The 14,539-nt window shown below is 69.2% G+C and carries 13 protein-coding genes; 6 read left to right on the forward strand and 7 right to left on the reverse strand.

Features of this window, described 5'->3' with window-relative positions:
- Nucleotides 1-2: 2 nt before the first annotated feature.
- The 4 genes from ASC76_RS05060 to ASC76_RS05075 are packed head-to-tail and all read left to right on the forward strand — an operon-like array spanning nt 3 to nt 4,388.
- Nucleotides 3-809, forward strand: a complete 807-nt coding sequence (locus ASC76_RS05060) for an enoyl-CoA hydratase/isomerase family protein (protein ID WP_056463491.1) — start codon at nt 3-5, stop codon at nt 807-809.
- Nucleotides 806-2,785, forward strand: a complete 1,980-nt coding sequence (locus ASC76_RS05065) for a biotin carboxylase N-terminal domain-containing protein (RefSeq protein ID WP_056463494.1) — start codon at nt 806-808, stop codon at nt 2,783-2,785. Before ASC76_RS05060 ends, ASC76_RS05065 begins: the two co-directional genes overlap by 4 nt.
- Nucleotides 2,782-3,918: an acyl-CoA dehydrogenase family protein gene (locus ASC76_RS05070; protein ID WP_056463497.1), complete on the forward strand. Its 1,137-nt coding sequence runs from the start codon at nt 2,782-2,784 to the stop codon at nt 3,916-3,918. Before ASC76_RS05065 ends, ASC76_RS05070 begins: the two co-directional genes overlap by 4 nt.
- Nucleotides 3,915-4,388: a thioesterase family protein gene (locus tag ASC76_RS05075; RefSeq protein ID WP_056463501.1), complete on the forward strand. Its 474-nt coding sequence runs from the start codon at nt 3,915-3,917 to the stop codon at nt 4,386-4,388. Before ASC76_RS05070 ends, ASC76_RS05075 begins: the two co-directional genes overlap by 4 nt.
- Here ASC76_RS05075 and ASC76_RS26045 read toward each other — a convergent pair.
- The 7 genes from ASC76_RS26045 to ASC76_RS05110 all read right to left on the reverse strand — a co-directional run bounded on the left by ASC76_RS26045 (nt 4,385) and on the right by ASC76_RS05110 (nt 12,947).
- Nucleotides 4,385-5,944, reverse strand: coding sequence for a methyl-accepting chemotaxis protein (locus tag ASC76_RS26045; protein ID WP_056463504.1), 1,560 nt, complete (start codon nt 5,942-5,944; stop codon nt 4,385-4,387). The two genes, ASC76_RS05075 and ASC76_RS26045, sit on opposite strands and share 4 nt — an antisense overlap.
- Before the next feature lie 121 nt (nt 5,945-6,065).
- Nucleotides 6,066-7,244 carry an ABC transporter substrate-binding protein gene (locus ASC76_RS05085; protein ID WP_056463507.1) on the reverse strand — a complete coding sequence of 393 codons (1,179 nt, stop codon included), beginning with the start codon at nt 7,242-7,244 and terminating at the stop codon, nt 6,066-6,068.
- A gap of 38 nt (nt 7,245-7,282) precedes the next feature.
- The gene (locus tag ASC76_RS05090) at nt 7,283-9,139 is read right to left on the reverse strand and encodes a long-chain fatty acid--CoA ligase (RefSeq protein WP_056463510.1); all 1,857 of its coding nucleotides are present in this window, start codon (nt 9,137-9,139) and stop codon (nt 7,283-7,285) included.
- An 8-nt stretch (nt 9,140-9,147) separates the two neighbouring features.
- Nucleotides 9,148-9,927, reverse strand: coding sequence for an ABC transporter ATP-binding protein (locus ASC76_RS05095; protein WP_056463513.1), 780 nt, complete (start codon nt 9,925-9,927; stop codon nt 9,148-9,150).
- Nucleotides 9,924-10,727 (reverse strand): ABC transporter ATP-binding protein, encoded by an 804-nt coding sequence (locus ASC76_RS05100; protein WP_056463516.1) that lies wholly within the window; start codon nt 10,725-10,727, stop codon nt 9,924-9,926. Before ASC76_RS05100 ends, ASC76_RS05095 begins: the two co-directional genes overlap by 4 nt.
- Nucleotides 10,724-11,800, reverse strand: coding sequence for a branched-chain amino acid ABC transporter permease (locus ASC76_RS05105; RefSeq protein ID WP_056466887.1), 1,077 nt, complete (start codon nt 11,798-11,800; stop codon nt 10,724-10,726). The genes ASC76_RS05100 and ASC76_RS05105 overlap by 4 nt, the downstream gene beginning before the upstream one ends.
- A 271-nt stretch (nt 11,801-12,071) precedes the next feature.
- On the reverse strand, nt 12,072-12,947 hold the full coding sequence (locus ASC76_RS05110) for a branched-chain amino acid ABC transporter permease (RefSeq protein WP_056463519.1): 876 nt from the start codon (nt 12,945-12,947) through the stop codon (nt 12,072-12,074).
- 149 nt (nt 12,948-13,096) lie between these two features.
- On the opposite strand from ASC76_RS05110, the gene ASC76_RS05115 reads away from it, so the two are divergent.
- Both ASC76_RS05115 and ASC76_RS05120 read left to right on the forward strand, forming a co-directional pair.
- Nucleotides 13,097-13,717, forward strand: coding sequence for a TetR family transcriptional regulator (locus ASC76_RS05115; protein WP_056463522.1), 621 nt, complete (start codon nt 13,097-13,099; stop codon nt 13,715-13,717).
- Nucleotides 13,714-14,517 (forward strand): crotonase/enoyl-CoA hydratase family protein, encoded by an 804-nt coding sequence (locus ASC76_RS05120; protein WP_056463525.1) that lies wholly within the window; start codon nt 13,714-13,716, stop codon nt 14,515-14,517. The genes ASC76_RS05115 and ASC76_RS05120 overlap by 4 nt, the downstream gene beginning before the upstream one ends.
- Nucleotides 14,518-14,539 lie beyond the last annotated feature (22 nt).

Genomic DNA, 14,539 nt, shown 5'->3' on the forward strand with positions numbered 1-14,539 from the left:
ACATGCTGCGGATCGAGCAACGCGGTGCGTTCGTGTTCGCGACGCTCGACGCGCCGGCCACGCGCAACGCGTTGAACGACGCGATGGTCGCGGGCCTCGGCGACGCGCTCGCGCTGGCCGAGTCGCACGCGGACACCCGCGCGCTGGTGATCCGCGGCGCCGGCGGCACGTTCTGCGCCGGCGGTGATTTCAGCGGCTTCCGCGCGCTGATGGCGCAGCCGATTCCCGGTGACGGCGTCGATCCGATCGTCGGCTTCAACCGCAGCTTCGGCGCGCTGCTCGAACGCTTGCAGTCCAGTCCGGTCGCGACGATCGCGGTCGTCGAGGGCGCGGCCATGGGTGGCGGCGCCGGGCTGGCAGCGACCTGCGACGTCGTGCTCGCCAGCGCCACCGCACAGTTCGGCACGCCCGAGGTCACATTGGGCCTGCCGCCGGCGCAGATCGCGCCGTTCATCGCCGCACGTCTCGGCCACCATGCCGCGCTGCGTCTGCTGCTCACCGGCCGACGCCTGTCGGCGCCGCAGGCACTGGCCTGCGGCCTCGCCGATGAAGTGCATGAAGGTGCCGCGCTCGACGCGCGGCTCGTCGCGTTGCTCACCGAACTCGGGCGCGCCGAACCCGCCGCCCTGCGCGCGACGAAGGCGATCCTGCAGCGCCGTCGCAGCGAACCGCTGGCGGTCACGCTGGATCACGCCGCTCGAGCCTTCGCGCACGCGCTGCGCAGCGGTACCGCTGCCGAAGGCCTCGCGGCCCTGACCGTCAAGCGCCCTGCGGCGTGGGTCGTGACGCCGGACGAGGGGAACCGATGACGCGTTTCGATTCGCTGCTGATCGCCAACCGCGGCGAGATCGTCACGCGAGTCGCCCGGACCGCACGCGCGATGGGCCTGAAGACGATCGCGGTCGCCTCCGCGGCGGACCGGCACGCGCCGCACACCCAGGGCTGCGACGTGGTGATGAACATCCGCGGCGAACGGCCCGCCGATTCCTACCTGCGCATCGACAGGCTGCTCGCCGCCGCGCGCGCGAGCGGCGCCGAAGCCGTCCACCCCGGCTACGGCTTCCTGTCCGAGAACGCCGACTTCGCCCAGGCCGTGATCGACGCCGGCCTGGTCTGGGTCGGTCCGCCGCCCGCGGCGATGCGCGCGATGGCGGACAAGTCCCGCGCACGGCAGCGCATGGCCGCGGCCGGCGTTCCGGTGCTGCCCGGCTACGACGGCGACGACCAGCGGCCCGAGGCCCTGCGCGACGCGGGGCTGCGCACCGGCTTCCCGCTGATGGTCAAGGCCAGTGCGGGCGGCGGCGGGCGGGGCATGCGCCTCGTGCTGGACGCCGCGACGCTGGATGCCGCACTCGCCTCCGCCGCCGCCGAAGCGCAGGCCGCGTTCGGCGATGCCCGGCTGCTGATCGAGCGCGCGCTGCTGAGCACGCGGCACGTCGAGATCCAGGTCTTCGCCGACACCCACGGCGAGGTGATCCACCTCGGCGAACGCGACTGCTCGATCCAGCGCCGGCATCAGAAGGTGATCGAGGAGGCGCCGTCACCGGCCGTGTCGCCGGCGCTGCGCCGGCGCATGGGCGAAGTCGCCGTCGCGGTCGCCCGCGAGGTCGGGTACGTCGGCGCCGGCACGGTCGAGTTCCTGCTCGACAGCCAGGGGCAAGAGCGCGGCGCGTTCTGGTTCATGGAAATGAACACGCGGCTGCAGGTCGAGCACCCGGTCACCGAGGCGCTGGTGGGCGTCGACCTGGTCGAGTGGCAGCTGCGCATCGCCGCCGGCGAAGCGCTGCCCCTGACGCAGGACGAGGCCCTCGCCCGCTTCGAGGCCGGCGGCCATGCGATCGAGGCACGCCTGTGCGCCGAAGACCCGGCCCACGGCTACCTGCCGCAGTCCGGCACCGTGCACCACTGGCAGCCACCGCGCGGAGTCCGTTGCGACCACGCGCTGGCCACCGGCTGCAGCATCAGCCCGTTCTACGACTCGATGCTCGCGAAGGTCGTCGCGCACGGCACGAGCCGAGGCGCCGCACGCCACCAGCTCGCCGACGCGCTGGATCGGACCACCTGCCTCGGCGTCACGACCAATCGCGCGTTCCTCGCGCGCGTGCTGCGCCATCCGGCGTTCGCCCGCGACGACGTCACCACCGCGTTCCTGGGCCAGCACTTCGGCGACGACGCCGCGCGCGCCGACGACGCGCCCTCCTGGTTGCGCGCCCTTGCCGCCGCGACCCATGCCGTGCTGCCGCCGGCCGCGCTGCCGACGCTGTGGGCCGGCTGGACCTCGTCGCACCGGGTCGACACGCTCGTGCCGGTCGAGGTCGACGGAACGCCAGAGACCTGGCGGCTCACCGGCTCGCCCGGGATGCTGGTCGCGCAGTGCGGGGACGCGACGCACACGCTGGCCGGGCTCGTTCGAGACAGCCGCTCCACGGTGAGCGCGCTCGTCGACGACCGCCCGGTCAAGGCCCGCTGCGTCCACGATGGCCACGATTCCTGGTGGCTGTGCGATGGCGCCGAGGCCGCGCTGCGCGACCTGCGTCTGATCGGCACGCAAGGCGCGCAGACCGCGACGGCCGGTGCGCTGCGCGCCCCGATGCACGGTCGCGTCACCCAGGTTCATGCCGTCGCCGGCGCCACCGTGCAGGCCGGCGCGCTGCTGCTGGTGATGGAGGCGATGAAGATGGAGCACCAGATCGTCGCGCCGTTCGACGGCACGGTGAGTGCGCTGCACACCCGGGTCGACGACCAGGTCGGCGCGCGGCAGGTGCTGATCGAGATCGCGCGATGACACGGGACCCCGACCACGCGCTGTTCCGCGACAACGTGCGCGCGTTCGTCGACGCGGAGATCGTGCCGCACGTCAACGCGTGGGACGAGGCGGGCAGCTTCCCGCGCGAGTTGTACCGTCGCGCCGCGCAGCTCGGCCTGCTCGGCCTGGGCTACCCCGAGGCGTACGGCGGCACGCCGGCCGGCACCTGGTTCCGCCTGATCGCGACCGAGGAGATCGCCCGCGCCGGCAGCGGCGGGCTGATGGCGAGCCTGTTCTCCCACAACATCGGGCTGCCGCCGATCCTGGCGCACGGCAGCGACGCGCTGAAGCAGCGCGTCATCCCCGGCGTGCTGGCCGGCGAGCAAATCGCCGCGCTCGCGATCACCGAGCCGTCGGGCGGCTCCGATGTCGCGCGGCTGCGCTGCACCGCGCGTCGCGACGGCGACCACTGGGTCGTCGACGGCGACAAGACCTTCATCACGTCCGGCCTGCGTGCCGACTGGATCACGCTCGCCGTGCGCACCGGCGGCAAGGGGGCCTCCGGCATCTCGCTGATCGCCGTGCCCGGCGACACGCCCGGCCTCACGCGCACGCCGCTCGCGAAGATGGGCTGGTGGTGCAGCGACACCGCGCAGCTGCACTTCGACCGCTGCCGCGTGCCGCTCGATCACCTGATCGGTGACGAGAACGCCGGCTTCCGCATGGTCATGGAGAACTTCAACGGCGAGCGGCTGCTGATGGCCGCCGGCGCGGCAGCGTTCGCGCAGGTCTGCTTCGACGAGGCACTCGACTGGGCGCGGCAGCGCCAGACCTTCGGCGCACCGCTGGTCGAGCACCAAGTCACGCGCCACAAGCTGATGGACATGAAGATGCGCCTGGCGAGCACGCGCGCCTGGCTGCACGCGATGGTCGACCGCCTCGACACCGGCGAAACCGACGCCGACTGGATCGCCGAGCTGTGCCTGCTGAAGAACCACGCGACGCAGACGATGCAGTGGTGCGCCGACGCCGCGGTGCAGATCCTCGGCGGCATGGGCTACATGCGCGGCACCCGCAGCGAGCGCATCTACCGCGAGGTCAAGGTGATGATGATCGGCGGCGGCGCCGAAGAGATCATGAAGGAACTGGCGGCGCGCCAGCTGGGCGTATGACCATCACCTCGTCGATCTTCGATCCGCCCTTCGTCGCGCAGCTGGCGCTGATGTTCGAAGAGCGCATCAGCTTCAACCGGCTGCTCGGCCTGCGCGTCACGTCGATGGAGGCGGCGGCGGTCGCCGGCGAGATCGAGATGCGGCCCGAGCTGATCGGCCACTTCACCCACCATCGCCTGCACGGCGGGGTGATCAGCGCGACGCTCGACGCGATGGCCGGTCTCGCGGTGATGGCCGCGATCGGCGCGCGCCATCTCGACGAACCGGTCGAGGCCCGGCTGGCCCGCTTCGGCAAGCTCGGCACGATCGACCTGCGGATCGACTACCTGCGGCCCGCGATCGGCCCGCGCTTCACGGCGCGCGCCTCGGTGCTGCGGCTGGGCAGCCGACTGGCCTCGACGCGGATGGAATTCATCGACGCGAAGGGCACGCTGGTCAGCACCGGCGCCGCCGCCTACATCGTCGCCTAGGCGGCGACCCTGAACGCGCCGACCGCACGGGCCAGCGTCACCGCCTGCGCCTGCAGGCTCTCGGCCGCGGCGGCCGATTGCTCCACCAGCGCGGCGTTCTGCTGCGTCATCTGGTCGAGCTGTCCGACCGCGCCATTGACCTGGCCGATGCCGTCGCTCTGTTCCGACGCGGCCGACGTGATCTCGGCAATGATGTCGCTGACGCGCTGCACCGAGCCGACGATCTCCTGCATCGTCCGACCCGCATCGGTCACCAGGCGCGAGCCGCCCGCCACCTTCTCGACCGAATCGCCGATCAGGCCCTTGATCTCGCGCGCCGCCGCCGCCGAGCGCTGCGCCAGGCTGCGCACCTCGCCGGCGACGACCGCGAAGCCGCGGCCCTGCTCGCCCGCGCGCGCCGCTTCGACGGCCGCGTTCAACGCCAGGATGTTGGTCTGGAACGCGATCCCGTCGATCACGCCGATGATGTCGGCGATCTTGCGCGAGCTGGCGTTGATGCCTTCCATCGTCGTCACCACCTCGGCGACCACCGCACCGCCGCGGGCCGCCACGTCGGCCGCCGAGCGGGCCAGCTGATCGGCCTGGCGCGCCGAATCGGCCGATTGCTTGACGGTGTCGGTCAGCTGCGCCATCGACGACGCAGTCTGCTGCAGGTTCGACGCGGTCTGCTCGGTGCGCGAGCTCAGGTCCTGGTTGCCGGTGGCGATCTCGGCACTGGCGGTGCCGATGCTGTCGCTGGTGCTGCGCACCTCGCCGACGAGCACGCGCAGCGCCGCCTGCATCCGCGCGAGCGAGCGCAGCATGTCGGCGAGCTCGTCGCTGCCCTCGGTGTCGATCGGCTGGGTCAGGTCGCCGTCGGCGATCACCTGCGCGGCCTCGCTGGCGGCGCGGATCGGGCCGACGATCGACGCGGTGTTCGCCAGCGTCAGCGGCACGATCACGACGACGGCGACGCCCAGCGTCCCCGCGAACCCGGCCAGCACGAGCAGGATGGTGCGGTCGAACCGCGCCTGGGCCGCCGCCGTCTCGGCGTTCAACGCCGTCGACACCGCATCGAGCGCGCGCTCGACGGCGGTCACGTGTTCCTTGGCCTTGCCGAGCATCTTGTCGGCCACCTTGGCGGTGTCGAACGCACCGTTCTGGATCTGCTGCAGCACCGGCTCGGAGGCCTTGGCGTAGGCGTCGAGCCGCTCCAGCGCCTGGCGCGCGTTCGCGTCGTCCTTGGTCGCCAGCAGCGTCTGGAGGCCCTTGCGCGCCGCGGCGATCGAGGCCGCCCAGGCCTCGCGCGCCTTCAAGACGGCGACGCCATCCTCGTAGTTGATGACCATGTCCTTTTCCCAGCGGCGCACGTCGCCAAGGGCCCCGCGCAGGTCGCCGACGAGCCGCTGCTGCGTGACCGCCTGCGCGACCAGATCGCGGTTCAGCGCCTTCAAGTGCGCCCCACCGGCCAGCACGACGGCGCCGACGAGCAGGAACAGACCCAGCCCGAGGCCGACCGCACTGCGCATGCGGGTCTTGATCGTCAGGCGGCGCAACCAGGTACGCAGAGAATTCATTCGAGGCTTCCAGGACGGTTGACGAGGCCGCGCCGCTGCGGCGCGCCTCATGTCCTATCGGCAGCCTTCGGCTTGTCCTGAGCCGCAATTATCGAAAATGTGACGGAAGGCCGACTGCGCCTCACTGCGGCTTGAAGTACTCCGACATCACCTTCCAGCGCGCATCCTGCAGCTGCGACAGGCGCGACACGTCGCTGCCGAGCCGCTTGGTCGCGGTGAACGTCGCCGGCGCGCTGCCGAACATGTCGCTCGCGAAGCTGGTGCTGTCCATCGCCTTGATGAAGCTGTCGGTGTTCAGCCCGGCGCCGGCCTTGGCCGCGGCGACCGCGAACGCGTCGATCGCGTTGTAGCCGTAGACCGAGAACACGGTCGGGTCCTCGCTGAACTTGGTCTTGTACTTCGCGGCCCAGAAGCTGATCGCCTTCGAGGCGTCGTCCAGGTAGGGGTTCTGCACCGTCATCGTCGCGTACAGGCCGTCCATCGCCTTGCCGCCGAGCTTGTGGATCAGGTCGGTGTAGGCGGCGCTGGAGCCGAGGAAGGTCGGGCTGAAGCCGGTCTTGCGGCTCTCGGCGATCGCCCCGATCGTCTCGCGGATGATGGTGCCGAGCACGACGAAATCGCAACCCGCCGCCTTCATGCGCGCCACCTGGGACGAGAAATCGGTCGCGCCGCGCTTGAAGCTGGTCTTCTCGACGAAGTCCATGCCCATGGTCTTGAGGCCCGCCTCGCCACCGCGCACGACCTCGAGGCCGAACTCGTCGTCCTGGTACATCGTGCAGACTTTCTTGGCGCCCTTCTCCTTCACGAGCCTGGGCACGGCGCCACGCATCTGGTCGTAGTAGGTCGCCGCGAACGAATACTTGAGGCGGTTGAACGGCTCGTACATCTCGCGCGCCGCGGTCACCGGAAAGAAGTTGATCACGTTCTTCTCGAACTGCACCGGCATCGCCGCGTTGTTCTGCGCCGTGCCGATGTGGCCCACCATGATGAAGATCTTGTCCTGGTTGACCAGCTTCTGCGCCGCCAGCACCGCCTTCTTCGGGTCGTAGGCCGAGTCCTCGACGATCAGCTTGATCTTGCGGCCGTTGATGCCGCCCTGTTCGTTGATCTCGTCGACGCGCAGCAGCATGCCGTTGCGCACCTGCTTGCCGAAGCCGGCGATCGGGCCGGACAGGTCCTGGATCGACCCGACGACGATCTCGTCCTTGCTCACGCCTTGCGGCGGGGCCTTGGACTGCGCAAAGGCAGCGCTCGTCGCCAGCGCCAGTGCCGCGGCGGTGAATGTGAGAACGGTCTTCATCGTCTGTCTCCTTGGGTGATGAATGAGTGACTTCGGCGTCAGCCGTACATCGCGTCGATGCGGGCCGCGTACTTCTTCTCGACGAGCTTGCGCTTCAACTTCATCGTCGGCGTCAGCTCGTCGTCTTCGGCGCTCAGCTGCGTGTCGAGCAGCCAGAACTTCTTGATCTGTTCGACCCGCGCGAACTTCTTGTTGACCCGCTCGACCTCGCCCTGGATCAACGCCTGCACCTCTGCGCTCAGCGTCAGGCTGGTGTAGTTGCTGAACGGGATGTCGCGGTCCTGCGCGTACTTCTCGACGTTCTCCTGGTCGATCATCACGATCACGGTCAGGTACGGCCGCTTGTCGCCGACCACCACCGCGTCGGTGATGTAGGGCGAGAACTTCAGGTCGTTCTCGAGCTCGCTCGGCGTGATGTTCTTGCCGCCGGCGGTGATGATGATGTCCTTCATCCGGTCGGTGATGCGGAAGTAGCCGTCGGCGTCGACCAGGCCGACGTCGCCGGTGTGCAGCCAGCCGTCGGCATCGATCGTCTCGGCCGTCTTGTCCGGCAGGTTCAGGTAGCCCATGAACACGTTCGGGCCGCGCACCAGCAACTCGCCAGTGGCCGGGTCGAGCCTGACCTCGTTGAACGGGCAGGCCGGGCCGATCATGCCGGGCTTGATCCGGTCGGCGGGGGTGTAGGTCGAGGCGCCGCAGGTCTCGGTCATGCCCCAGACCTCGACCATCGGCACGCCGAGCGCGAGGTACCACTTGACCAGGTCGGGCGAGATCGGCGCCGCGCCGGTCACGCAGAAGCGGGCGCGGTGGATGCCGATCAGCTTGCGCACGTTGTTCAGCGCGAGCACGCGCGCCAGCGCGAACTGCAGCTTCAGCGCCGCGCCAACCGGTTCGCCGGCGAGCACGCGGTCGGCGATGCGCTGGCCGACCCCGATGCTCCATGCGTATGCGAGCTGCTGCACCCGGCCCGACTCGCGCAGCGCGATCATCACGCCGCTGTAGAACTTCTCCCATATCCGCGGCACTGCGGTGAAGACGGTCGGCGCGATCTCGCGCACGTTCTCGGGCACCGTCTCCGGGTTCTCGACGAAGTTCAGCTTCGAGCCGGTGTAGAGCGCGAAGTATTCGCCACCCATGCGCTCGGCGATGTGGCACAGCGGCAGGAAGCACATGCGCTCGTCCGACTCGTCCTGCGCGACGATGCGGTTGTAGCCGCGCGCGGTGTACACGAGGCCGCGGTGCGAATGCATCGCGCCCTTGGGCTTGCCGGTCGTGCCGGAGGTGTAGACCAGGATCGCCAGGTCCTCGGGGCGGCACGCGGCAACCCGCGCATCGAGCTCGCCCGGGTGCGCCTGCGCATGCGCGCGGCCGAGCGCACGCAATGCGGCCAGGTCGATCACGTCGGGGTCGGCGAATTCGCGCAGGCCCTTCGGGTCGAACACGACGATCTTGCGCAGCAATGGCAGGCGCGCGCGCACCTCGAGCGCCTTGTCGAGCTGCTCTTCGTCCTCGACGAACAGCACGCGGGTGCGCGAGTCCTCGCACAGGTAGTGCACCTGCGGCGCCGCGTCGGTCGGGTAGATGCCGTTCGAGACGCCGCCGCAGCTCAGCACCGCGAGGTCGGCGAGCACCCATTCGACGACGGTGTTCGAGGCGATCGAGGCACAGTCGCCGGCATCGAAGCCGAGTGCCAGCAGGCCGTTGCCGATCTCGCGCACCGCCTGCGCGGTCTGGTCCCAGGTCCACTCGCGCCAGATGCCGAGCTTCTTCTGGCGCATGAACACGCGCCCGGCCCGCTGCGCGGCGGCGTTCCAGAACATCGCGGACAGCGTGTCGCCCTCGACGACCACATCCTCGCGTGGCTTCAGGTGGCTCAGGTCCCAGAGGTTGCTCATGTCGTCGATCAACGCCAGGTTTTCTTCTTCTTCCAGCGCCGCTCGCCGCGCACGCCGGATTCCTTCATGCCAAGGTAGAACTCCTTGATGTCGTCCTTCTCGCGCAGCTTGTCGCAGCTGTCCTCCATCACGATGCGGCCGTTCTCGAGCACGTAGCCGAAGTCGGCCACGTTGAGTGCCATGTTCGCGTTCTGCTCGACCAGCAGGATCGTCGTGCCGCGCTCGCGGTTGATGCGGATCACGATTTCGAAGATCTCGCGCGTGAGCCGCGGCGACAGGCCAAGGCTGGGCTCGTCGAGCAGGATCAGCTCGGGCGCCGCCATCAGCGCGCGCGAGATCGCGAGCATCTGCTGCTGGCCGCCGGAGAGCAGTCCGGCGTCCTGCCCGGCCCGCTCGCGCAGGATCGGGAAGTAGCCGTAGACAACCTCGAGGTCGCGCGCGACGCCGTCGCGATCGCGCCGGGTGTAGGCGCCCATCATCAGGTTGTCGTGGATCGACAGCAGCGGGAATACCTCGCGGCCCTCGGGCACGTGCGACAGGCCGCGCTGCACGATGAGCGCCGGGTCGCGCGCGGTGATGTCCTCGCCCTTGAACGCGATGCTGCCCTTGCGCGGGTCGATGATGCCGGAGATGGTCTTCAGGATCGTCGACTTGCCGGCGCCGTTCGAGCCGAGCACGGTCGCGATCTGGCCGGGCCGGACCTGCAGGCTGACCCCGCGAATCGCGCGGATCGGCCCATAGGCGCTCTCGACGTTCAGCAGCTTCAGGATCGGCTCGTCGGCGCTCATGCGGTCACCTTCCTGCGCAAGCTCGCCATGTCGTCGACCGACCCGAGGTAGGCCTCGATCACGCCAGGGTGCCGCTGCACCTCGGCCGGCGTGCCGAGCGCCAGCACCTCGCCCTGGTTCATCGCCAGCACGCGGTCCGAGACCTTGGAGACCAGCGCCATGTCGTGCTCGACCATCAACACCGTGATGCCGAGCTCGTTGCGGATGTCGTCGATCCAGAACGCCATGTCGTCGGTCTCCTCGACGTTCAGGCCCGAGGACGGTTCGTCCAGCAGCAGCAATTTCGGCTCGGTGCACAACGCCCGCGCCAGCTCGACGACCTTGCGAACGCCGTACGGCAGCCCGGCGACCAGCGACTCGCGGTGGTGCTGCAGATCGAGCAGGTCGATCACCTGCTCCACCTTCTCGCGCGCGGCGATCTCGGCCGCGCGCGTCCTGCGCGTGAACAGCAGCTCGCTCCACAGGCCGGTCTGGCGGTGCGTGTGGCGGCCGATCAGCAGGTTCTGCAGCACGCTCGCGTGCTCGAACAGCTCGATGTTCTGGAAGGTGCGCGCGATGCCGAGCCTGGCGATGTCGTGCGGCGCCTTCTCGGCCAGCGGCTGGCCTTCGAAGACGAGCGAACCGGTGGTCGGCGTGTACAGCCGCGAGATCAGGTTGAACACCGTCGTCTTGCCGGCGCCGTTCGGCCCGATCAGCGTGAACACCTCGCCACGCCGGACGTCGAAGCTGACCTTGCTGACCGCGAGCACGCCGCCGAAGCGCACGCTCAGGTCTTTCGCCGAGAGCAGCACGTCGCTCATTTGAGCCGGTCCGACTTGAGGTAGCTCTTCTGCCGCTGGAACATGCCCTTGCGGTAGAACGGAAAGATCTGCAGGTAGGTCCGCATCTTCAGCCAGCGCCCGTACAGCCCAAGCGGCTCGAACAGCACGAACGCGATCAGCACGAGCCCGTAGACCAGCCATTGCAGCCCCGGCGCCTGGCTGATCGTCGCGGGCAGCCAGTCCTTCGACAGGTTGATCACCTGCGGCATCGTGATCAGGAAGATCGCGCCGAGGAACGCGCCGTGGATCGAGCCGATGCCGCCGATCACGATCATCAGCACCAGGTCGACCGACTGCAGGATGTTGAACTGGTCCGGCGAGATGAACTGCAGCTTGTGTGCGTACAGCGCGCCGCCGATGCCGGCCAGCGCGGCGGAGATCGCGAACGACAGCGTCTTGTAGCGCGCGAGGTGGATGCCCATGCTCTGCGCCGACACTTCCGAGTCGCGGATCGCGACGAACGCACGGCCGGTCGGCGAACGCAGCAGGTTCAGCACCGCCAGCGTTGCGAGCACCGTGATGACCAGGCAGGCGAAGTAGAACGACTCGTCGGTGTCGAGCACCAGCCCGAACACGTCGGGCGCCTTGATGTGGACGCCGGCGTTGCCGCCCGTCACGCGCTCCCAGCGCGCGAACACCTCTTCGACGATGAACCCGAACGCGAGCGTCGCGATCGCGAGGTAGATCCCCTTCACGCGCAGCGCCGGCAGCCCTACCACCATGCCCACTGCCGCCGAGATCAATCCCGCAATCGCGAGCGCGATCGGCGCCGGCACGCCTGCGTTCGTGAGCGCCGCCTGGGTGTACGCGCCGACGCCGAGGAATGCGGCGTGGCCGAGAGAGAACAGGCCCGTGAAGCCCGAGAGCAGCATCAATCCCAAGCCGACGACCGAGTAGATCAGCACGAAGGTCAGCTGGGCCAGCCAGTATTCCGAGAACACCCAGGGTGCGGCGAGCATCGTCAGCATCAGTGCCGAGTACCAGAAGACATGGCCGCCGTGCTTGGCGAGCTTGATGTCCTGCGCGTAGTCGGTCTTGAAGATGAAACGCATGATCAACTGTCCAGAGCGGCAAAGGCGCGCCCGGGTGGGCTGCGCCATTGCTGCAACCGTCGGAGCGGTTCGGTGGAGAAGCTCAGGTGGTGGTTGTCGCGGCAGGCGGCACCCGGCAGGGGCGATTTGGGTGGCGGTGAGGAGCACAGCTTCGGGGCCGGCGCGCGCAGCGCGCTTGGTGGACTGACTTCGTCGCGGCGACCGCCACCGAATGAGCCCCTGCCGGGTGCCGCCTGCCGCGACGCGCTGCCACCGAAAGCCAGCCGCCCCATCACACCTTCTTCCGCAACTTCTCGCCGAACAACCCGTTCGGCTTGACGACCAGCATGATCAGCACGACCACGTAAGCAGCGATGTCCTTGAACCCCTCCGGCAGATAAAACCCCGACAACGACTCGACGATCCCGATGATCAATCCACCGACCAGCGCCCCCGGCAAGCTGCCGAAGCCCCCCACCACTGCCGCCGGCATCGCCTTCAGCCCGATGAATCCCATGTTCGCGTGCACGAACGTGATCGGCGCGAGCAGCAATCCGGCCACCGCGGCGACCGCAGCCGCCAGCCCCCACACCAGCCCGTTCAACCGCTTGACCGGGATGCCCATGTAGTACGCCGCGATCTGGTTCTGCGAGGCCGCCTGCATCGCGACGCCGACCTTGCTGTACTTGAAGACGGCATAGAGCACCGCGCTCAGCACGACGGTGGCCGCGATGATCACCATCTGCTCGACGTTCAGCACCAGCGCGCCGACGTTCCAGGCCTGGTCCTTGTAGGGCACCGGCAGCGTGTGGGTTTCGGTGCCGATGCCCGGCACCATCGTGATCGCGCCGCGCGCGACGTAGCCGATGCCGATCGTCAGCATCACGATCGAGAACGCCGGCTGGCCCAGGATCGGCCGGATCACGAGCCGCTCGAGCACGATGCCGAACGCGCCCATCGCCAGCACCGCCGCTGCGAACGCGAGCCAGAACGGGAAGCCGAGCGAGCTCATCACGATCAGGCCGATGAACGCGCCGAGCATCATCAGCTCGCCCTGCGCGAAGCTCACGGTCTCGGTGGCCTTGTAGATCAGCACCACGCCGAGCGCGATCAGGCCGTAGATACAGCCTTGCGCAATGCCGCTGATGACGATCTGAAGAGCCTGCACCCCAAAGTCTCCAGGACGGCCTGCATGCGATGCTCGTGGCGGCGATCGTTGCGGCTAGCTGCTTCTTGTTGATATGCTCGGCTTGCCAAGCAAGCAGTTGCTTTGTATCGAAGTCGATTGCGGCGCGTCAGCGTACAAACCCGAAACCCATGCCGGTCAAACCCCGCCCCCCCGCCACCGAAGGCCCCGACAACCGGCGTGCCGATCTGGTGCGCGTCGCCGCTCGGCTGTTCCGCGAAAAGGGCTTCGACGGCACGACGATTCGCGACATCGCGCACGCCGTGGGCATGCGCTCGGGCAGTCCCTTCTATCACTTCGCGAACAAGCACGAACTGCTGATGGCGGTGATGGAAGAAGGTCTGCGCCTCGGGCTGGACCGCACCACCGACGCGGTCGATCCCAGCCTGTCGGCGACCGAGCGCTTCCGGCAACTGGTGCGCACGCACTACGGCATCCTGCACGACACCGGCAGCGATTTCATCCCGGTGATGCTGTACGACTGGCGCTCGCTGCCGGCGCAGTACAAGCGCCGCATCATCGAGCTGAAGGATCGCTACGACGCGATCTGGCAGCGCACCCTCGATGAACTGCACGAACAGGGCCTGCTGCGCGCGGACGCCAAGCTGGCGCGGCTGATGATCCTCGGCGCGATGAACTTCTCCGCGACCTGGTACCGCGCGCGCCCGAAGTCCGCGCGCGCCGCGACGCATCGCGTCGATCTCGACGAACTGGCCGCGCAGACGGTGGCACTGGTGCTGCACCCGGCATGAGCGACACGGTCCAGATCGAACGCGACGGGCCGGTCTGGACCGTCACGCTGAACCGGCCCCAGGTGCGCAACGCCGTCGACGGCCCGACTGCGCGCGCGCTCTGGCAGGCGTTTCTCGATTTCGACGCCGATGCGGACGCCTGCTTCGCGATCCTGCAGGGCGCCGGCGGCCAGTTCTGCGCCGGTGCCGACCTGAAGGCGGTGGCGGGCGGCTTCGGCGAGGCGTCGCGCGCCAATCCGCTCGATGCGGACATGCGCGCGATCGGCCCGATGGGCCCGACGCGCCTGCAGCTGAGCAAGCCGGTGATTGCCGCGGTGGAGGGGCACGCCGTCGCCGGTGGCCTCGAGCTCGCGCTGTGGTGCGACCTGCGGGTGGCGAGCGCGACGGCGGTGTTCGGCGTGTACTGTCGCCGCTTCGGCGTGCCGCTGATCGATGGCGGCACGGTGCGCCTGCCGCGTCTGATCGGCGAAAGCCGCGCGCTCGACCTGATCCTGACCGGCCGCGCGGTCGCGGCCGACGAAGCGCTCGCACTGGGCCTGGCGAACCGCGTCGTGCCGGCCGGGCAGGCGCTGGCCGCCGCGATCGAGCTGGCGCGGCAGATCGCCGTGTTCCCGCAGCAGTGCCTTCGCAACGACCGCGTGAGCGTGATGGCGCAGCACGGGCTGCCGCTGCAGGCGGCACTGGCGCAGGAGTTCGCGCTCGGCCAGCGCACGCTCGCGTCGGGCGAATCGGTACGGGGCGCCCGGCGCTTCACCGAGGGCACCGGCCGCCACGGCCGCTTCGACGACGACAAGCGCTGATCCGGCACCGCCGGGAACATGT

Source organism: Rhizobacter sp. Root404 (genome assembly GCF_001425865.1).
Lineage (GTDB): Bacteria > Pseudomonadota > Gammaproteobacteria > Burkholderiales > Burkholderiaceae_C > LMDS01.

Excerpts from the sequence above, each read along its gene's own strand:
- ASC76_RS05060 (WP_056463491.1), top strand. The coding sequence starts at position 3 with ATGCTGCGGATCGAGCAACGCGGTGCGTTCGTGTTCGCGACGCTCGAC.
- ASC76_RS05065 (WP_056463494.1), top strand. The coding sequence starts at position 806 with ATGACGCGTTTCGATTCGCTGCTGATCGCCAACCGCGGCGAGATCGTC.
- ASC76_RS05070 (WP_056463497.1), top strand. The coding sequence starts at position 2,782 with ATGACACGGGACCCCGACCACGCGCTGTTCCGCGACAACGTGCGCGCG.
- ASC76_RS05075 (WP_056463501.1), top strand. The coding sequence starts at position 3,915 with ATGACCATCACCTCGTCGATCTTCGATCCGCCCTTCGTCGCGCAGCTG.
- ASC76_RS26045 (WP_056463504.1), bottom strand. The coding sequence starts at position 5,944 with ATGAATTCTCTGCGTACCTGGTTGCGCCGCCTGACGATCAAGACCCGC.
- ASC76_RS05085 (WP_056463507.1), bottom strand. The coding sequence starts at position 7,244 with ATGAAGACCGTTCTCACATTCACCGCCGCGGCACTGGCGCTGGCGACG.
- ASC76_RS05090 (WP_056463510.1), bottom strand. The coding sequence starts at position 9,139 with ATGAGCAACCTCTGGGACCTGAGCCACCTGAAGCCACGCGAGGATGTG.
- ASC76_RS05095 (WP_056463513.1), bottom strand. The coding sequence starts at position 9,927 with ATGAGCGCCGACGAGCCGATCCTGAAGCTGCTGAACGTCGAGAGCGCC.
- ASC76_RS05100 (WP_056463516.1), bottom strand. The coding sequence starts at position 10,727 with ATGAGCGACGTGCTGCTCTCGGCGAAAGACCTGAGCGTGCGCTTCGGC.
- ASC76_RS05105 (WP_056466887.1), bottom strand. The coding sequence starts at position 11,800 with ATGCGTTTCATCTTCAAGACCGACTACGCGCAGGACATCAAGCTCGCC.
- ASC76_RS05115 (WP_056463522.1), top strand. The coding sequence starts at position 13,097 with ATGCCGGTCAAACCCCGCCCCCCCGCCACCGAAGGCCCCGACAACCGG.
- ASC76_RS05120 (WP_056463525.1), top strand. The coding sequence starts at position 13,714 with ATGAGCGACACGGTCCAGATCGAACGCGACGGGCCGGTCTGGACCGTC.